Origin of the sequence: Campylobacter lari subsp. lari, assembly GCF_013372185.1 — a bacterium.
GTDB lineage: Bacteria > Campylobacterota > Campylobacteria > Campylobacterales > Campylobacteraceae > Campylobacter_D > Campylobacter_D lari.
The window spans coordinates 484,316-501,490 of record NZ_CP053830.1; the positions used below are offsets into that span (position 1 = coordinate 484,316).

General features: G+C 33.7%; 8 protein-coding genes, 10 tRNA genes and 3 rRNA genes. 20 read left to right on the forward strand and 1 reads right to left on the reverse strand.

Annotation, left to right across the window (positions count from 1 at the left end; all coding sequences use genetic code 11):
- Positions 1-60: 60 nt before the first annotated feature.
- The 20 genes from purD to CLLT_RS02635 all read left to right on the forward strand — a co-directional run bounded on the left by purD (position 61) and on the right by CLLT_RS02635 (position 16,612).
- Positions 61-1,311, forward strand: coding sequence for a phosphoribosylamine--glycine ligase (purD, locus tag CLLT_RS02540; protein ID WP_012661235.1), 1,251 nt, complete (start codon positions 61-63; stop codon positions 1,309-1,311).
- A complete protein-coding gene (locus CLLT_RS02545) occupies positions 1,308-1,766 on the forward strand; it encodes an RDD family protein (protein ID WP_012661236.1) in 459 nt (152 codons plus the stop codon). Before purD ends, CLLT_RS02545 begins: the two co-directional genes overlap by 4 nt.
- Positions 1,756-3,792, forward strand: a complete 2,037-nt coding sequence (locus CLLT_RS02550) for an LPS-assembly protein LptD (protein ID WP_049751999.1) — start codon at positions 1,756-1,758, stop codon at positions 3,790-3,792. The genes CLLT_RS02545 and CLLT_RS02550 overlap by 11 nt, the downstream gene beginning before the upstream one ends.
- Positions 3,792-4,448, forward strand: coding sequence for a phosphoribosyltransferase (locus CLLT_RS02555; RefSeq protein ID WP_074692950.1), 657 nt, complete (start codon positions 3,792-3,794; stop codon positions 4,446-4,448). Before CLLT_RS02550 ends, CLLT_RS02555 begins: the two co-directional genes overlap by 1 nt.
- A 132-nt stretch (positions 4,449-4,580) precedes the next feature.
- Positions 4,581-6,689, forward strand: coding sequence for a polyribonucleotide nucleotidyltransferase (locus tag CLLT_RS02560; protein WP_074692948.1), 2,109 nt, complete (start codon positions 4,581-4,583; stop codon positions 6,687-6,689).
- A gap of 88 nt (positions 6,690-6,777) precedes the next feature.
- Positions 6,778-6,853 (forward strand) — tRNA-Lys (locus CLLT_RS02565).
- 13 nt (positions 6,854-6,866) lie between these two features.
- Positions 6,867-6,942 (forward strand) — tRNA-Val (locus CLLT_RS02570).
- 19 nt (positions 6,943-6,961) lie between these two features.
- Positions 6,962-7,038, forward strand: a tRNA-Asp gene (locus CLLT_RS02575).
- A 2-nt stretch (positions 7,039-7,040) separates the two neighbouring features.
- Positions 7,041-7,116 (forward strand) — tRNA-Lys (locus tag CLLT_RS02580).
- A 13-nt stretch (positions 7,117-7,129) separates the two neighbouring features.
- Positions 7,130-7,205, forward strand: a tRNA-Val gene (locus CLLT_RS02585).
- A 19-nt stretch (positions 7,206-7,224) separates the two neighbouring features.
- A tRNA-Asp gene (locus CLLT_RS02590) sits at positions 7,225-7,301 on the forward strand.
- A 2-nt stretch (positions 7,302-7,303) separates the two neighbouring features.
- Positions 7,304-7,379, forward strand: a tRNA-Lys gene (locus CLLT_RS02595).
- A gap of 6 nt (positions 7,380-7,385) precedes the next feature.
- Positions 7,386-7,461, forward strand: a tRNA-Glu gene (locus CLLT_RS02600).
- A 551-nt stretch (positions 7,462-8,012) separates the two neighbouring features.
- A 16S ribosomal RNA gene (locus CLLT_RS02605) occupies positions 8,013-9,525 on the forward strand.
- 250 nt (positions 9,526-9,775) lie between these two features.
- Positions 9,776-9,851: transfer RNA gene (locus CLLT_RS02610), tRNA-Ala, on the forward strand.
- 7 nt (positions 9,852-9,858) lie between these two features.
- A tRNA-Ile gene (locus CLLT_RS02615) sits at positions 9,859-9,935 on the forward strand.
- A 420-nt stretch (positions 9,936-10,355) separates the two neighbouring features.
- A 23S ribosomal RNA gene (locus tag CLLT_RS02620) occupies positions 10,356-13,262 on the forward strand.
- Between the two features lie 256 nt (positions 13,263-13,518).
- Positions 13,519-13,635, forward strand: a 5S ribosomal RNA gene (rrf, locus tag CLLT_RS02625).
- The 16S, 23S and 5S rRNA genes sit together here with 2 tRNA genes alongside, the layout of an rRNA operon.
- 980 nt (positions 13,636-14,615) lie before the next feature.
- On the forward strand, positions 14,616-15,965 hold the full coding sequence (locus tag CLLT_RS02630) for an ATP-dependent DNA helicase (protein WP_074692708.1): 1,350 nt from the start codon (positions 14,616-14,618) through the stop codon (positions 15,963-15,965).
- 2 nt (positions 15,966-15,967) lie between these two features.
- Positions 15,968-16,612, forward strand: coding sequence for a flagellar basal body-associated FliL family protein (locus CLLT_RS02635; RefSeq protein WP_074692710.1), 645 nt, complete (start codon positions 15,968-15,970; stop codon positions 16,610-16,612).
- Here CLLT_RS02635 and lolA read toward each other — a convergent pair whose 3' ends face one another.
- Positions 16,613-17,119: a LolA-like outer membrane lipoprotein chaperone gene (gene lolA, locus CLLT_RS02640; RefSeq protein WP_074692711.1), complete on the reverse strand. Its 507-nt coding sequence runs from the start codon at positions 17,117-17,119 to the stop codon at positions 16,613-16,615.
- Positions 17,120-17,175: the final 56 nt, after the last annotated feature.

Genomic DNA, 17,175 nt, shown 5'->3' on the forward strand with positions numbered 1-17,175 from the left:
TGAGGGTCAGACACTTATACTCCGGCCATTTGGGTTTTTGTAATATTTTTAAGGAAAATAATGAAAATTTTAATACTAGGAAGCGGTGCTAGGGAGTATTCTATTGCTTTGGCTCTTCAAAAAACAAATGATAATTTAGAATTTTATTTTGCTCCAGGAAATGGTGCTACTGCTAAAATAGGAACAAATCTTAACATGAAAGACCCTAAAGTTATAACAGCTTATGCAAAGGCATCTGAGATTGATCTTTGTATAGTCGGGAGTGAAAATTTTTTAGCAGAGGGTATAGTAGATCTTTTTAAAGAAAACAATATCGCTATTTTTGGGCCTACTAAAGCTGCTGCTATGTTGGAAGCTTCAAAATCTTTTATGAAGAGTTTTTTAAAAAAATATAAAATCAAAACAGCTAAATTTTTAAACACAACTGATTATGAAAAAGCTAAGAAATTTATCACATCTTTAACACCTCCTATTGTTGTAAAAGCAGATGGCTTATGCGCAGGTAAAGGGGTGATTATCGCGCAAAGCCATGAAGAAGCTTTAGAGGCTACTAAAAATATGCTAAGTGGAGAAAGCTTTGGGGAAGCTGGAAAAATTGTTGTGATTGAAGAATATCTTGATGGTTTTGAATTAAGCGTATTTGCGGTTTGTGATGGAAATGATTTTATATTGTTGCCTGCGGCACAAGATCATAAAAGATTGTTAGATAATGATAAAGGGCCTAATACAGGTGGTATGGGGGCTTATGCTCCAAGTACTTTAGCAAGTGAAAGTTTGTTAGAGCAAGTGAAGAAAGATATAGTGGCGCCAACTCTTAAAGGCATGAAAGAAGAAGGTGCTGAATTTGTTGGAGTGTTGTTTATAGGTTTGATGGTTGTAAATAATAAACCTTATGTTTTAGAGTATAATGTGCGTTTTGGTGATCCTGAATGTGAGGTTTTGATGCCTTTAATAGAAAATCCTTTGGATTTGTTTTTAGCATGTGTGAATAAAAATCTTGCTAATACTCATATAAAAATTAAAAATGAATTTGCTGTGGGTGTGGTTTGTGCAAGCAAAAATTATCCTTACAAGGACTCCCCAAAAGCATTGATCGAAATAGGAAATATTCCTCAAAATTCTCATATTTCTTATGCTGGTGTGAGTTTAGAAGATGATAAATTATATGCCAGTGGTGGCCGTGTGTTGGTTTGCGTGGGAACTGGCAAAAGCATTGAAGAAGCTCAAAAAAATGCTTATATGCTTTGTGAAAATGTCCATTTTAAAGGAAAACAATACAGAAAAGATATTGCCTTTCAGGTTCTTAAATGAGCACCAATCAAGAATTATTTGATAAGCTAGAAAAAGAAGAAATAAAAATAGCAAGTTTTAAAAAAAGATTTTTAGCTTATGTTGTTGATAGTTTTGTAATTTTGGGCATTGTAAGTATTATTTTGCTTGATAAAATTAATTCTATGCAAACTTATGAAGAAATTCATAATCTTTTAATGCGTTTTGCTGGTGGGATTTTGATTTTACAGTTTGCATACCATAGTTTATTTACTTATTTATATGGTGCAACTTTAGGAAAAATGCTTTTGAAGATCATGGTGATTGATCAAGAATTACTAGATAAGCCAAATTTTACTCAAAGCGCTTTAAGAGCAGGTGTAAGACAAATTAGTGATATGTTGTATGGTTTAGGATTTGCTTGGGCTTTGAGTAATATTGTTTTGAAAACTTGGCATGATTATGCAGCCAAAACAGTGGTGATAGATCTTGCGTAAAATATTGCTTTCTTTGGCTTGCGTAGGGAGTTTATATGCTTCTAAGGTAGATATTTATGCTTTAGATGTTGTAAAAACAAATGATATTATAGAAGCAAAAAATAATGTGGTTGTAGTTTCTGATTTGTATTTAATAACCGCAAACGAGGCTAAATTTAATGAAACAACTAAAGATTTAGAATTGTTTGGTGATGTAAATATCTTACGAGGGCAAAAAGAAAGAACTAATTCTACTTATACTAAAATTAATCTTAAAGATAATACAACAGCTTTTAAAAATTTATTTTTTTCAAATAATGATTTAGAGGTTTGGCTGCAATGTCATCAAGCAAATTTAAATGATAAGTTTGTTGTAACTAAAAAGTCGGTTGTTTCTAGTTGTAATGTTGAAAATCCTGATTGGGAAATTCGTTTTGATGAGGGTAAATTAAATAAAGAGAGTAATTTTTTACATCTTTATAATGCAAAATTATATGTAAAAAATACCCCTGTGATGTATTTGCCGTATTTTGGCTTTAGCGTAGATACCAAAAGAAAAAGTGGTTTGTTAATTCCTCAGGTGATTTTAAAACAAAGCGAGGGATTATATTATAACCAACCAATCTATTATGTTATTGATGATAGTGTAGATATTCAATTTGAACCTCAAATTAGGACAAAAAGAGGCTATGGATTATACTCAACTTTAAGATTTATTGATAGTCCTTATTCTCAAGGTGAAATTAGCGGTGGTATTTTTGGAGAAAAATCAAGCTATAAAAAAGAAGAAAATTTAAAAAACAAAGAACATTATGGTTTAGAGATTAAATATTCAAGCGAAGCTTTATTCAAGAGTCTTTTGAGTGATGAATTTCAAGAAGGCTTATGGATTGATGCTACTTATTTAAATGATGTAGATTATATGAACTTAAGCTCTAGTGCAAAAACTGAAGCTTCTTTGGTTACCTCAAAAATAAATTATTTCTTATCTGATGATGATAATTATTATGGTGCTTATGCGAAGTATTATATAGATACTTCTAAAATTAGCAACAAAGATACCATGCAAGAATACCCTTCTTTTCAGTATCATAGATATTTAAATGGTTTTTTTGATAACTATATACAGTATAGCTTAGATGCTTCTTTTCATAGATATTATAGACATACGGGTATTTATGCTAAAACTTTAGATTTTGATTTACCTTTAATTTATCATACAAGTTTTTTGGATGATTTTTTAAATTTTGCCTTTACAGAAAGAGTTTATGCAAATTTTGTAGATTATTCTAATACAGATAGTAAAAATCAAGAGCACTTGTTTAGAAATTCACATAATTTTTCTTTATATACAGATCTTTCTAAACCTTATGAAAATTTTTATCATACCTTATATTTAGGTGCTAATTATTTTATACCCGGGGCTAAATCAGGTAAAATTACAGAAGATTTTATAGAATTAAAAGATGATCCTGAACAGTTTAATTTTTCGATGTATCAGTATTTTTATAGTGCTTTAGGTAAAAAAAAGCTATATCATAGTTTAAAGGCTAAATATTTTACCAAAGAAGGTAGTTTTGGTGGTTTTGACAATGTTGTGGAATATTTTTATAATGATTATATAAGTTTAAGAAATGAGGCAGAATATTCAGGGGTAGATAATCGCTTTGATAAAGTATTTAGTGAAGCCTTGTTTGATTATGGTGAGTGGAAAGTTAGTTTAAATCATGCTTATAGAATATATGAAAAAGAAAAATATAATTTTTTAGGAACTAAAGCTCAGTATGATATAAATACTAACTATCAAATATTTGGTGGTTTGTGGTTTGATTTAAATAAAGATCCTGAAAAATGGGAGGTAGGTTATACTTATCAAAGAAAGTGTTGGAATTATTCTTTGATGTACCGTAAGGATATTTCACCTAAACTTACTAGCGGTGGGATTAGCGCTAAAGATCAAAGCGGTGTATATTTTATGTTTAATTTTTATCCTTTGGGTGGTGTATCTTATGATTTTTCTTTGGAAGAAAATGAAAGGTCTATATAATGTTTTTTGAAGATGAAAAAGAAGCACTTGAAAGATTATATGATTTACTCCCATTAAATAAATTAAAAGATTATATCATTATTACTCCTTCTTTAAAATCTATAGTTTTTGTTGATGCATTGGCAAAAAAATTAGAAATACCCTATGATTTTTTATTTACAGAGCAAATCAAAGCTCCTAATAATGATGAATGTCAAATAGCTATGATTAGCGAAACAAAAGAATTAGTTTACAATGAAGCCTTGGTTAAGGCTTTTGATATAAGCTTAGATTATATTTATGGTGAGGCAAATAGGACTTATGAAGAAAAAATTTTAAAGAATGTATACCGTTATAGAAAAGGTAATCTTTTAAAAGATTTAAAAGGAAAAAATATTTTAATGTTGCATGAGGGGTGTGAGAGTGGAATTACTGCTTCTTCATGTATAAAAAGTTTGTTAAAAGAAGAGGTTAGTAGTATTATTTATGCCACCGCTTTAATGCCAAGTGACGTATATGATTATATTAGTGTTTTTGCAGATGAGGTTTATTGCGTGCAAAAAATTGATCATTTTGTAGATATTGAGTTTTATTTTAAAAATAAAACGATGTTGCAAGCTCACGAAATTTTAGATATCTTAGAAGAAAGTAGATATTATTTACCTTTAAAAAAATAAATTTATACCTGAGCAACAAGTTGTTTAGATATAAATTTATAGGCAAAATAAAAACAGGCTTTTTAAGTTTTAGTTTTTAAAATTTAAAAAGCTTATTTGGTTTTGCCTATGATAAAAATTTAAAGGAAAATCATGCGACATGAAATAAATATTAATAACCACATTGAAATATTTGATACCGATAAAGTGGCAAAACAAGCAGCAGGTGCAGTTTTAATGCAAGAAAAAAATGCAGTAGTTTTAGCAACTGTAGCAAGAGAAGAAAAAATGGTGGAAGAGGATTTTTTACCTCTTACAGTGCAATATATAGAAAAAGCTTATGCGGCAGGTAAAATTCCAGGAGGTTATGTAAAAAGAGAAACCAAACCGGGCGACAGTGAAACATTAAGCGCTAGGATTATAGATAGAAGTCTAAGACCTCTTTTTCCAAAAGGATATGCATATCCAACCCAAATTGTTATAATGGTTCTTTCTGCTGATCCTGAAGTAGATTTACAAGTGATGAGTTTAAATGCTGCAAGTGTTGCTTTATATTTAAGTGATATCCCTATTAAAGCACCTGTTTGTGGTGTAAGAATAGGTCGTATAAATAATGAATTTGTTTTAAATCCAAGCAATAATGAGTTAAAAAATAGCACTCTTGATCTTTATGTTGCAGGTGTTAAAGACGAACTTTTAATGATAGAAATGAGGGCTTTATCTAATAAAAAAGATAATCAGCACTGCATGAATGAGCTTAGTGAAGATGATACACTCAAGGCTTTAGATTTTGCAAGCAGCGCAATTTTGCGTGGCTCGAATGAATATGAAAAAGCATTTGCTGCTTATAGGAAAAATTCTAAACTCGAGTTTAAAATAGAGTCAGATAATATTCAAATTATTGACTATATAAAAAATACTTATATAACAAAACTCAAAATTGCTATTAATCAAATGGCAAAAAGTGAAAGGGCAAGTGAAATTTTACAAATTGCAAAAGAGATTGAAAGCGAATCTATGGCTATTGAAAACGAATGGAAATTTGAAGATATTGAAAAAGCTTTACATGTATGCAAAAGAGAACTTGTTAGAAACCAAATTATTAATGAAAATAAAAGAGCAGATGGTAGAGGTTTAAAGGATGTTAGAAAAATAGACATAGAAACAAATATTTTACCAAGTGCACATGGATCTTGTCTTTTTACTAGAGGGCAAACTCAAGCTTTAGTTGTTGCAACTTTAGGAAATGATAATGATGCGCAAATGTCAGATATGCTTACAGAAAAAAACCCAATTTGTGAAAAATTTATGGTTAATTATAATTTTCCAGGTTTTTCGGTGGGCGAAGCTAGCCCTATAAAAGCCCCTGGTAGAAGAGAGCTTGGCCATGGAAATTTGGCAAAAAGAGCTTTGTATCCTAGTGTTGATGCAGATTATATTCATACAATTCGTTTGGTTTCTGAAATTTTAGAAAGTAATGGTTCTAGTTCTATGGCTACTGTTTGTGGCGGTGCATTGGCTTTAAGAGCTGCAGGAGTAAAAAGTGAAAAACTAGTCGCAGGTGTGGCGATGGGACTTGTTTTTGAAGAAGAAAAATATGCTATTTTGACCGATATTATGGGACTTGAAGATCATGATGGAGATATGGATTTTAAAGTAGCAGGAAGCCATGATGGAATCACTGCTTTGCAGATGGATATAAAGCTTGGCGGTATAGAACAAAAAGTATTACAAGAGGCGTTATATCAAGCTAAAGAAGCAAGAGGATATATTTTAAATTTAATGCAAGAAGCTTGTGAAAAAATCATCGTAAATGAGGCTATTTTACCAAAAGTTGAAATTTTCAATGTTGATCCAAATAAAATTCCTGATATCATAGGACAAGGTGGTAAAACCATTAAAGATATCATTGAAAAATTCGAGGTAAATATTGATTTAGATAGAGATAAAGGTGAGGTTAAAATAGCAGGAATTGATCATAATTTGATTTCTCAAAGTAAAGAGTATATATTAAATTTACTTCACTCTAAAGGTTCTAACAAAAGGCGCGATAAAAAAGAAATGCCTAAATTTGATATTGGAGAAGAATTTTTAGGAAGAGTTCAAAAAGTTGTAGAGTTTGGAGTTTTTGTAGAACTTAAAGAAGGCGTGGATGGTTTGTTGCATAACTCTAAGATTAAGGAAAAGTTAGAGGTAGGGCATGAAATTAAAGTTAAAGTTGCAGAAATCAAAAATGGAAAAGTATCTTTAGATTTAGCCTAAATTTTGAGCATATTAAAAAATATGCTCAAAATTTTATATTATATCTTGACAAAAGAATATTCTTTTGGCATAATTTCGTTTTCTGATTGTCTCGTTAGCTCAGCCGGTAGAGCATCTCCCTTTTAAGGAGGGGGCCGTTGGTTCGAATCCAACACGGGACACCACTAAAATCTTTATGGTCGCTTAGCTCAGTTGGTAGAGCGCCACCCTTACAAGGTGGATGTCATAAGTTCGAGTCTTATAGTGACCACCATTCTTTTATTGTTTCAGGTGCGGCGGTAGTTCAGCTGGTTAGAATATCGGCCTGTCACGCCGGAGGTCGCGGGTTCGAGCCCCGTCCGCCGCGCCATTGTCTCGTTAGCTCAGCCGGTAGAGCATCTCCCTTTTAAGGAGGGGGCCGTTGGTTCGAATCCAACACGGGACACCACTAAAATCTTTATGGTCGCTTAGCTCAGTTGGTAGAGCGCCACCCTTACAAGGTGGATGTCATAAGTTCGAGTCTTATAGTGACCACCATTCTTTTATTGTTTCAGGTGCGGCGGTAGTTCAGCTGGTTAGAATATCGGCCTGTCACGCCGGAGGTCGCGGGTTCGAGCCCCGTCCGCCGCGCCATTGTCTCGTTAGCTCAGCCGGTAGAGCATCTCCCTTTTAAGGAGGGGGCCGTTGGTTCGAATCCAACACGGGACACCACTTACTGACCCTTTCGTCTAGTGGCTCAGGACGTCACTCTCTCTGTGTGATAACAGAGGTTCAAATCCTCTAGGGGTCGCCATATGAATATATATCATAATCAAATACAATAGATTAAAATTTATTTTACTTCATCACCTTTTTTCCATATTTTTCCAAAACTTCATATTCCGCATATTGCATATCATAATACACATCTTAAAATCTCTCTATCTTTTTTCCTCCCTATTTTTCACTATTTTTTCTAAAAATTCTACTACATATATAAACCAATATACCCCCCCCCTTTTTTTTTTCAATCATAAATTTACACATTAACACCACACATAATAACAAATCTAAACTCATCCTAAAACAAATTTCTTTAAAATACCCAATCTATATTAATAAAACTTTAAGCTTTTATTGCTATAATTTCATTTCCTTTTTAAACAAAAGGATTTTAAAAAGCTAAGACTTTTTGTCTTAATTTTTTAGTATTTGTTCTTTAAATTATTAATATTGTTAATCAAATCTTATTAGTCAATCTTTGAAATCTAAATAAGTGATCGATTGAGCCAGAAAGATTTATTTTAAATCTTACACAATCAACTTTTTCTTTGAAGAAAAAGATTAAACTTATCCAATTATTTTTTTATGGAGAGTTTGATCCTGGCTCAGAGTGAACGCTGGCGGCGTGCCTAATACATGCAAGTCGAACGATGAAGCGACTAGCTTGCTAGTTGTGGATTAGTGGCGCACGGGTGAGTAAGGTATAGTTAATCTGCCCTACACAAGAGGACAACAGTTGGAAACGGCTGCTAATACTCTATACTCCTGCTTAACACAAGTTGAGTAGGGAAAGTTTTTCGGTGTAGGATGAGACTATATAGTATCAGCTAGTTGGTGAGGTAATGGCTCACCAAGGCTATGACGCTTAACTGGTCTGAGAGGATGATCAGTCACACTGGAACTGAGACACGGTCCAGACTCCTACGGGAGGCAGCAGTAGGGAATATTGCGCAATGGGGGAAACCCTGACGCAGCAACGCCGCGTGGAGGATGACACTTTTCGGAGCGTAAACTCCTTTTCTTAGGGAAGAATTCTGACGGTACCTAAGGAATAAGCACCGGCTAACTCCGTGCCAGCAGCCGCGGTAATACGGAGGGTGCAAGCGTTACTCGGAATCACTGGGCGTAAAGGGCGCGTAGGCGGATTATCAAGTCTCTTGTGAAATCCAACGGCTTAACCGTTGAACTGCTTGGGAAACTGGTAATCTAGAGTGGGGGAGAGGCAGATGGAATTGGTGGTGTAGGGGTAAAATCCGTAGATATCACCAAGAATACCCATTGCGAAGGCGATCTGCTGGAACTTAACTGACGCTAAGGCGCGAAAGCGTGGGGAGCAAACAGGATTAGATACCCTGGTAGTCCACGCCCTAAACGATGTATGCTAGTTGTTGGGGTGCTAGTCATCTCAGTAATGCAGCTAACGCATTAAGCATACCGCCTGGGGAGTACGGTCGCAAGATTAAAACTCAAAGGAATAGACGGGGACCCGCACAAGCGGTGGAGCATGTGGTTTAATTCGAAGATACGCGAAGAACCTTACCTGGGCTTGATATCCTAAGAACCTTATAGAGATATGAGGGTGCTAGCTTGCTAGAACTTAGAGACAGGTGCTGCACGGCTGTCGTCAGCTCGTGTCGTGAGATGTTGGGTTAAGTCCCGCAACGAGCGCAACCCACGTATTTAGTTGCTAACACTTCGGGTGAGCACTCTAAATAGACTGCCTTCGTAAGGAGGAGGAAGGTGTGGACGACGTCAAGTCATCATGGCCCTTATGCCCAGGGCGACACACGTGCTACAATGGCATATACAATGAGACGCAATACCGCGAGGTGGAGCAAATCTATAAAATATGTCCCAGTTCGGATTGTTCTCTGCAACTCGAGAGCATGAAGCCGGAATCGCTAGTAATCGTAGATCAGCCATGCTACGGTGAATACGTTCCCGGGTCTTGTACTCACCGCCCGTCACACCATGGGAGTTGATTTCACTCGAAGCCGGAATACTAAACTAGTTACCGTCCACAGTGGAATCAGCGACTGGGGTGAAGTCGTAACAAGGTAACCGTAGGAGAACCTGCGGTTGGATCACCTCCTTTCTAGAGTACTAAAGTAATAAGTCTCACAACTATTACTTCAATAAACTCAATCATCCTTGTTTAGATTTCAAAGATTGATGAAAAAGCTAATTTTGGGGAATTAGCTCAGCTGGGAGAGTGTGTGCTTTGCACATAAAAGCGTTAAGAAAAAGCAAACTGCTTTGCTTTTTTAGCTTTTCTCATAAAGTACTACGTTGCTTTATGAACTGCGTGCTTTAACTAGTTGAACTTTTTCTCTTAAGTTCTTTATGGGGAATTAGCTCAGCTGGGAGAGCGCCTGCTTTGCACGCAGGAGGTCAGCGGTTCGATCCCGCTATTCTCCACCATTATTAAGGGCCTATAGCTCAGCTGGTTAGAGTGCACCCCTGATAAGGGTGAGGTCACAAGTTCAAGTCTTGTTAGGCCCACCATAAAAAAGATTTGTTTGCAATATAAATATATAAGTTTTAAAACTTAAAGTAAGTATATTAAATATATTTATAAATAAAAATATTTTAATTATTAATTTACTTACTTTAGGTTTTAAGACCTAAATTAAATAAATAATAAAATATTTTATATATTAGATTAGTTATTTAAAGTTATTTGAATTATCATTGTTAAGAGTCACAAGCAAGTTTTAATAAAAACAATTTTACAGAACTTGTTAAAGAATAAAATTATTATTATCTTTGCTTTAGTCTTTAAAGATTAAAGATAAGTTTTAAACTCACAGCTTATTAGCTATATTTAGTTATTAAGTGTTTAAATGCTTTCCGTCTTGAGATAGTAAGGTTTTATTATAAAAACTTTAACAAGGAAGTGATGCGTTTTAGAATAAAAGGTAAAAAAGGTAAGCTACTAAGAGCGAATGGTGGATGCCTTGACTGGTAAAGGCGATGAAGGACGTACTAGACTGCGATAAGCTACGGGGAGCTGTCAAGAAGCTTTGATCCGTAGATTTCCGAATGGGGCAACCCAGTATATAGAGATATATACTACCATAATGGAGCGAACGAGGGGAATTGAAACATCTTAGTACCCTCAGGAAAAGAAATCAATAGAGATTACGTCAGTAGCGGCGAGCGAAAGCGTAAGAGGGCAAACCCAGTGCTTGCACTGGGGGTTGTAGGACTGTAATGTGCAATAAGTAAGGTTAGTAGAACACTCTGGAAAGTGTAGCCATAGAGGGTGATAGTCCCGTATACGAAAACCAAACTTTAGCTAGCAGTATCCTGAGTAGGGCGAAACACGTGGAATTTTGTCTGAAGCTGGGTCGACCACGATCCAACCCTAAATACTAATACCAGATCGATAGTGCACAAGTACCGTGAGGGAAAGGTGAAAAGAACTGAGGTGATCAGAGTGAAATAGAACCTGAAACCATTTGCTTACAATCATTCAGAGCACTATGTAGCAATACAGTGTGATGGACTGCCTTTTGCATAATGAGCCTGCGAGTTGTGGTGTCTGGCAAGGTTAAGCACACGCGAAGCCGTAGCGAAAGCGAGTCTGAATAGGGCGCTTAAGTCAGATGCTGCAGACCCGAAACGAAGTGATCTATCCATGAGCAAGTTGAAGCTAGTGTAAGAACTAGTGGAGGACTGAACCCATAGGCGTTGAAAAGCCCCGGGATGACTTGTGGATAGGGGTGAAAGGCCAATCAAACTTCGTGATAGCTGGTTCTCTCCGAAATATATTTAGGTATAGCGTTGTGTCGTAGTATAAGGGGGTAGAGCACTGAATGGGCTAGGGCATACACCAATGTACCAAACCCTATCAAACTCCGAATACCTTATATGTAATCACAGCAGTCAGGCGGCGAGTGATAAAATCCGTCGTCAAGAGGGAAACAACCCAGACTATCAGCTAAGGTCCCCAAGTCTTACTTAAGTGGAAAACGATGTGAAGTTACTTAAACAACCAGGAGGTTGGCTTAGAAGCAGCCATCCTTTAAAGAAAGCGTAATAGCTCACTGGTCTAGTGATTTTGCGCGGAAAATATAACGGGGCTAAAGTAAGCACCGAAGCTATAGACTTAGTTTTACTAAGTGGTAGGAGAGCGTTCTATTTGCGTCGAAGGTATACCGGTAAGGAGTGCTGGAGCGAATAGAAGTGAGCATGCAGGCATGAGTAGCGATAATTAATGTGAGAATCATTAACGCCGTAAACCCAAGGTTTCCTACGCGATGCTCGTCATCGTAGGGTTAGTCGGGTCCTAAGTCGAGTCCGAAAGGGGTAGACGATGGCAAATTGGTTAATATTCCAATACCAACATTAGTGTGCGATGGAAGGACGCTTAGGGCTAAGCAAGCTAGCGGATGGAAGTGCTAGTCTAAGGATGTAGGAGCTTATACAGGCAAATCCGTATAAGAATACTCCGAGATCTTAAAGGCTCTTTGAAGTCTTCGGATGGATAGGAGAATTGCTGATGCCGTCGAGCCAAGAAAAGTTTCTAAGTTTAGCTAATGTTGCCCGTACCGTAAACCGACACAGGTGGGTGGGATGAGTATTCTAAGGCGCGTGGAAGAACTCTCTTTAAGGAACTCTGCAAAATAGCACCGTATCTTCGGTATAAGGTGTGGTTCGCTTTGTATTAGAATTTACTTCGAAAGCAAAGAAACTTACAACAAAGAGTCCCTCCCGACTGTTTACCAAAAACACAGCACTCTGCTAACTCGTAAGAGGATGTATAGGGTGTGACGCCTGCCCGGTGCTCGAAGGTTAATTGATGGGGTTAGCATTAGCGAAGCTCTTGATCGAAGCCCGAGTAAACGGCGGCCGTAACTATAACGGTCCTAAGGTAGCGAAATTCCTTGTCGGTTAAATACCGACCTGCATGAATGGCGTAACGAGATGGGAGCTGTCTCAAAGAGGGATCCAGTGAAATTGTAGTGGAGGTGAAAATTCCTCCTACCCGCGGCAAGACGGAAAGACCCCGTGGACCTTTACTACAGCTTGACACTGCTATTTGGATAAGAATGTGCAGGATAGGTGGGAGGCTTTGAGTAATAGACGCCAGTTTATTATGAGCCATTGTTGAGATACCACTCTTTCTTATTTGGGTAGCTAACCAGCTTGAGTTATCCTCAAGTGGGACAATGTCTGGTGGGTAGTTTGACTGGGGCGGTCGCCTCCCAAATAATAACGGAGGCTTACAAAGGTTGGCTCAGAACGGTTGGAAATCGTTCGTAGAGTATAAAGGTATAAGCCAGCTTAACTGCAAGACATACAAGTCAAGCAGAGACGAAAGTCGGTCTTAGTGATCCGGTGGTTCTGTGTGGAAGGGCCATCGCTCAAAGGATAAAAGGTACCCCGGGGATAACAGGCTGATCTCCCCCAAGAGCTCACATCGACGGGGAGGTTTGGCACCTCGATGTCGGCTCATCGCATCCTGGGCTGGAGCAGGTCCCAAGGGTATGGCTGTTCGCCATTTAAAGCGGTACGCGAGCTGGGTTCAGAACGTCGTGAGACAGTTCGGTCCCTATCTGCCGTGGGCGTAAGAAGATTGAAGAGATTTGACCCTAGTACGAGAGGACCGGGTTGAACAAACCACTGGTGTAGCTGTTGTTCTGCCAAGAGCATCGCAGCGTAGCTAAGTTTGGAACGGATAAACGCTGAAAGCATCTAAGCGTGAAGCCAACTCTAAGATGAATCTTCTCTAAGCTCTCTAGAAGACTACTAGTTTGATAGGCTGGGTGTGTAATGGATGAAAGTCCTTTAGCTGACCAGTACTAATAGAGCGTTTGGCTTATCTTTTTTATAAGCATCACTTCCTTGTTAAGGTTTTTAATAAAGCTTTGAGTGTTTTTATATGAAAACTATATTAGCTTATAAAATCTTACAAGTAAAGTTTATATTAGAACTTGCTCTTAACATTGTTTTTTAAGTATTCTTAAAAAGATAATAAAGTGATTTAGTTTAATTAAATATTTAAACATAAAATAAAGATATTTTATAATCTAAATTTATTATTTTTATAATTTAATTTTTAAAAGAATATTTAAATAACAATGTCCGTGATTATACAGATGTGGAGACGCCTTGTCCCATCCCGAACCAAGAAGCTAAGCACATCGTGGGTGATGATACTACGCCTTACTGGCAGGGGGAAAGTAGCTCATTGCGGACTTGTTAATTCTTATTATTCTTACTTTATACATAATCTTACGTTTGTTTTTATTGTTAGTTATTATTTTAGTTTTTATAAAATTTAGTTATTTGCTTAGTTTGGGTTTTAGTTGGGTTATTTTATTTTGGATATTTTTGTTTGTGACATTATTTTTATATTTTTATTATTTTAGATTATATTTCTTGTGTTTCTTTCTTGTAGTTCTTAATTATTCATAATTTATAGTTTAATTTATAGTTTAATTTATAGTTTAATTTATAGTTTAATTTATAGTTTAATTTATAGTTTAATTTATAGTTTAATTTATAGTTTAATTTATAGTTTAATTTATAGTTTAATTTATAGTTTAATTTATAGTTTAATTTATAGTTTAATTTATAGTTTAATTTATAGTTTAATTTATAGTTTAATTTATAGTTTAATTTATAGTTTAATTTATAGTGCTTTTTATTTTTAAATTTTTTATGGTTCTTAGGTTTGTTATTTTATTTTTTATGGTTTTTAAATTTCTAGTTTTTAGTTGTTTATGTTTTTATTGTGAAAATTTTTAATTAATTTGTGCTGGTTAGATAGAGTATTTATTGTTATTTTTATTATTTTATAAAATTTAGTTTTATGCGTTTTTTAGTTATTTATTGGTTATTCTATTTTATTTTTAATTTTTTTTAGTTTTATGTATTATTTTTTATGCTTTAGATTTGTGTTGTTGGCTATTGAATTGTTTTAATGGCTTATTGGGTGGTTTGGTTTGAGGATTTAGTTGTTTTAAATTTGAAATGTTTATAACAAATTTGATAAATTTGGTTTTTTATTTTTTATTGCTTATGTTTTTGGTTTGTGGATTTTTTGGGTTAGTTGTATGTATTTTATATTATTTTAGAAATAAAAAGAATGTTGAGTAAGGTATTAATTAGTAAAATATGTATTTGTTTGTAAAAGATTTTTATATGGGCTTTACTAGATTGTAATATAATGTCAAGATGGTATTAAGTAGATTGGAAAATTTTTTAAGAGATAATAATGTTTTTTTAAGTGGTAGCGCAGGGGTTGGTAAGTCATTTTTAACTATGGATGTTATAAAGGCTTTTAAAGAGCAAGGAAAAAGTGTTATTGTATTAGGTTCTACTGCACTTAGTGCTTTTAATATAGGTGGAGTAACTTTACATAGTTTTTTTGCTTTTAAAAGATGTCAAAACTATGATGAATTATATTATGAGGATAGAAAACAAAAAGATAAATTAGAAAAATTAAAGAGGGTTTTAAAACAATGTGATTTGTTGGTTATAGATGAAATCTCTATGGTAAGTGCTTCGTTGATGGAAATGATTTATTATAGATTATCAAGAAGTGGTTTTAATGGTAAAATTTTATTAGTTGGAGATTTTTTTCAACTTCCACCCGTGCTTAAGCATAAAGAAAATCAAATTCAAAGTACTTTATTTCAAAATACTTTATATGCTTTTTCTTCGCAAGCTTGGAATGATCTTAAATTTATTAATTTAAAACTTAGTATTACAAAAAGAACTTTAGATAAACAATTTTACGAATATTTGTTTTTTCTTAGAATGGGTGAAGCAAATAAAGAAATATTGAATTTCTTTAAAAAAATGTTAATTAGTTCAAAAAATTTACTTGAGTATATGGATGAGTATACTTTATTATGTGCTACCAATAAAAAGACTAATTTTATTAACACAGAAAAACTAAATCTTTTGCATGGTGAAGAAAGAGTATTTAAGGCAAAAGTAGAAAAACTTGATTATGCATTAGATGATAAAAGTCTTAAACAGTGGATTAGCGGATTAAATTCTTTAGAAGAATTAAAGCTAAAAATAGGCGCTAAGATTATTTTTTGTGTGAATAATAAAGAAGAAAATTATTATAATGGTGAGCAAGGTGTTGTTTTAGATTTCATAAAAGATAAAGAGCAAGAATATATTCTGATAGAAAAAAATAATGGTGAAAGATTGAAATTAAAACCATATGAATACACCTTAGAAGAGTATGAGTTAGACAAAGATGAAAAACTAGAAGTTAAGATAAAAGCTAAATTTGCTCAATTTCCTATAAAACTAGCTTATGCTATAACAATCCATAAATCTCAAGGTATGAGCATAGATAAATTAATATGTGATATTGATGGAATTTTTGAAAAAGGACAATTGTATGTATGTTTATCAAGAGCCATTAATCCAAGTAATTTAAAAATCATATATAATTATAAAATACCTTTTGAAGATTATTTTTTAAAAATTTTAAAATTTGATAAAGAAGTAAAGCGATTTTATCTGCAAGAAAAGTTTATAAATTTAGAAGAAGATAAGGAGTGATTATGAGATGGGTGGTAATTTTATTTTTTTCTTTTTGTAGTATTTATGCTAACTCTTTGAGTATAGAAGATTTTAGAACGGATTTGTATTCAAAAGCTGGAAATAATACTTTAAAAAAGATTGAAATGACTTTAGATTTTGAGGGAGAAAATTTAGAACAAAAGAAAATTATAGATGCATTAAATACTATTGTATCTAGTTATTTTTATGAGGATTTATTTACAGAAGTGGGTAAAAACAACTTCAAAGAAACTTTGCTTAAATTTAGCAATAAAAAATACAAAACTCAAATAAAAAACATTTATATTTTAAAAGTTAATTCAGTGGCTCAATTTGATATAGAAGAACTGAAGCGTTTTGTAAAAGATTTAGAAAAAAAAGACGAAGATTCAAAAGAAACTGCTAAGCAAGAAGAAATTCAAAATATTCTTAAAGTTATTAAAACTTCAGATCAAAATAATACTCAACCAAAAGATATAAATGCTACTCAAACAAATAGTATTAAAGATAGCAATATAAGTTTTAATCAAGATGTTAATACAAGTAAAGAGGCTATGGATATGATTTTAAAAACTATGGAAAATACTCAAATGCAAATGTTGGCACTAAACAAAGAACAAGATTTGTTTAAAGAGATACCATTTTGATTATTGGATTATATCAAAATGACTTGGGATTTTTGGTATAAAAATATTTTCGTTAATATTTTGATCAAATTTTTGATTGTGAAAATAAATACTGACTAAATTTCCCAATTCATCTTTATAAGAAATACTATTAAGACTACTATTTTTTAGTTTGATATTATATGTGATATTTTCGTATTTTGCTTCATAGTTTTCGTGAGATATTAACTTTGCGTTTTTAAAAATTGCTTGGAGATTTGGTAAATTTTGCAATTGAGTGTAAATGGCTTGTTCTAATTCAGGTTCTATGATAACAACTTCTTTGTTATTGATATAAATTTGCTTTTTATTTGGCTTAGTATAATTCCAAAAGGCTTTATTTTGAGTAATGATAAAATTTCCTTTATAATTTAGCGAAGAATTATTGCTTTGCACTTTTTGTTCAAAATCACTGCTAAAATTTTTAAAATTTATATCAAAAGCAAAAATATCACAAGTAAATATCATTAAAAATACAAAATATTTCATAGCTACCCTTTAAAAATTTTGCAAATTATATAAAATTTATGCAAATAAAATTTTAT

Coding starts and splice junctions, on each gene's coding strand:
- CLLT_RS02555 (WP_074692950.1), top strand. CDS start 3,792: ATGTTTTTTGAAGATGAAAAAGAAGCACTTGAAAGATTATATGATTTA.
- purD (WP_012661235.1), top strand. CDS start 61: ATGAAAATTTTAATACTAGGAAGCGGTGCTAGGGAGTATTCTATTGCT.
- CLLT_RS02560 (WP_074692948.1), top strand. CDS start 4,581: ATGCGACATGAAATAAATATTAATAACCACATTGAAATATTTGATACC.
- lolA (WP_074692711.1), bottom strand. CDS start 17,119: ATGAAATATTTTGTATTTTTAATGATATTTACTTGTGATATTTTTGCT.
- CLLT_RS02545 (WP_012661236.1), top strand. CDS start 1,308: ATGAGCACCAATCAAGAATTATTTGATAAGCTAGAAAAAGAAGAAATA.
- CLLT_RS02635 (WP_074692710.1), top strand. CDS start 15,968: ATGAGATGGGTGGTAATTTTATTTTTTTCTTTTTGTAGTATTTATGCT.
- CLLT_RS02630 (WP_074692708.1), top strand. CDS start 14,616: ATGGTATTAAGTAGATTGGAAAATTTTTTAAGAGATAATAATGTTTTT.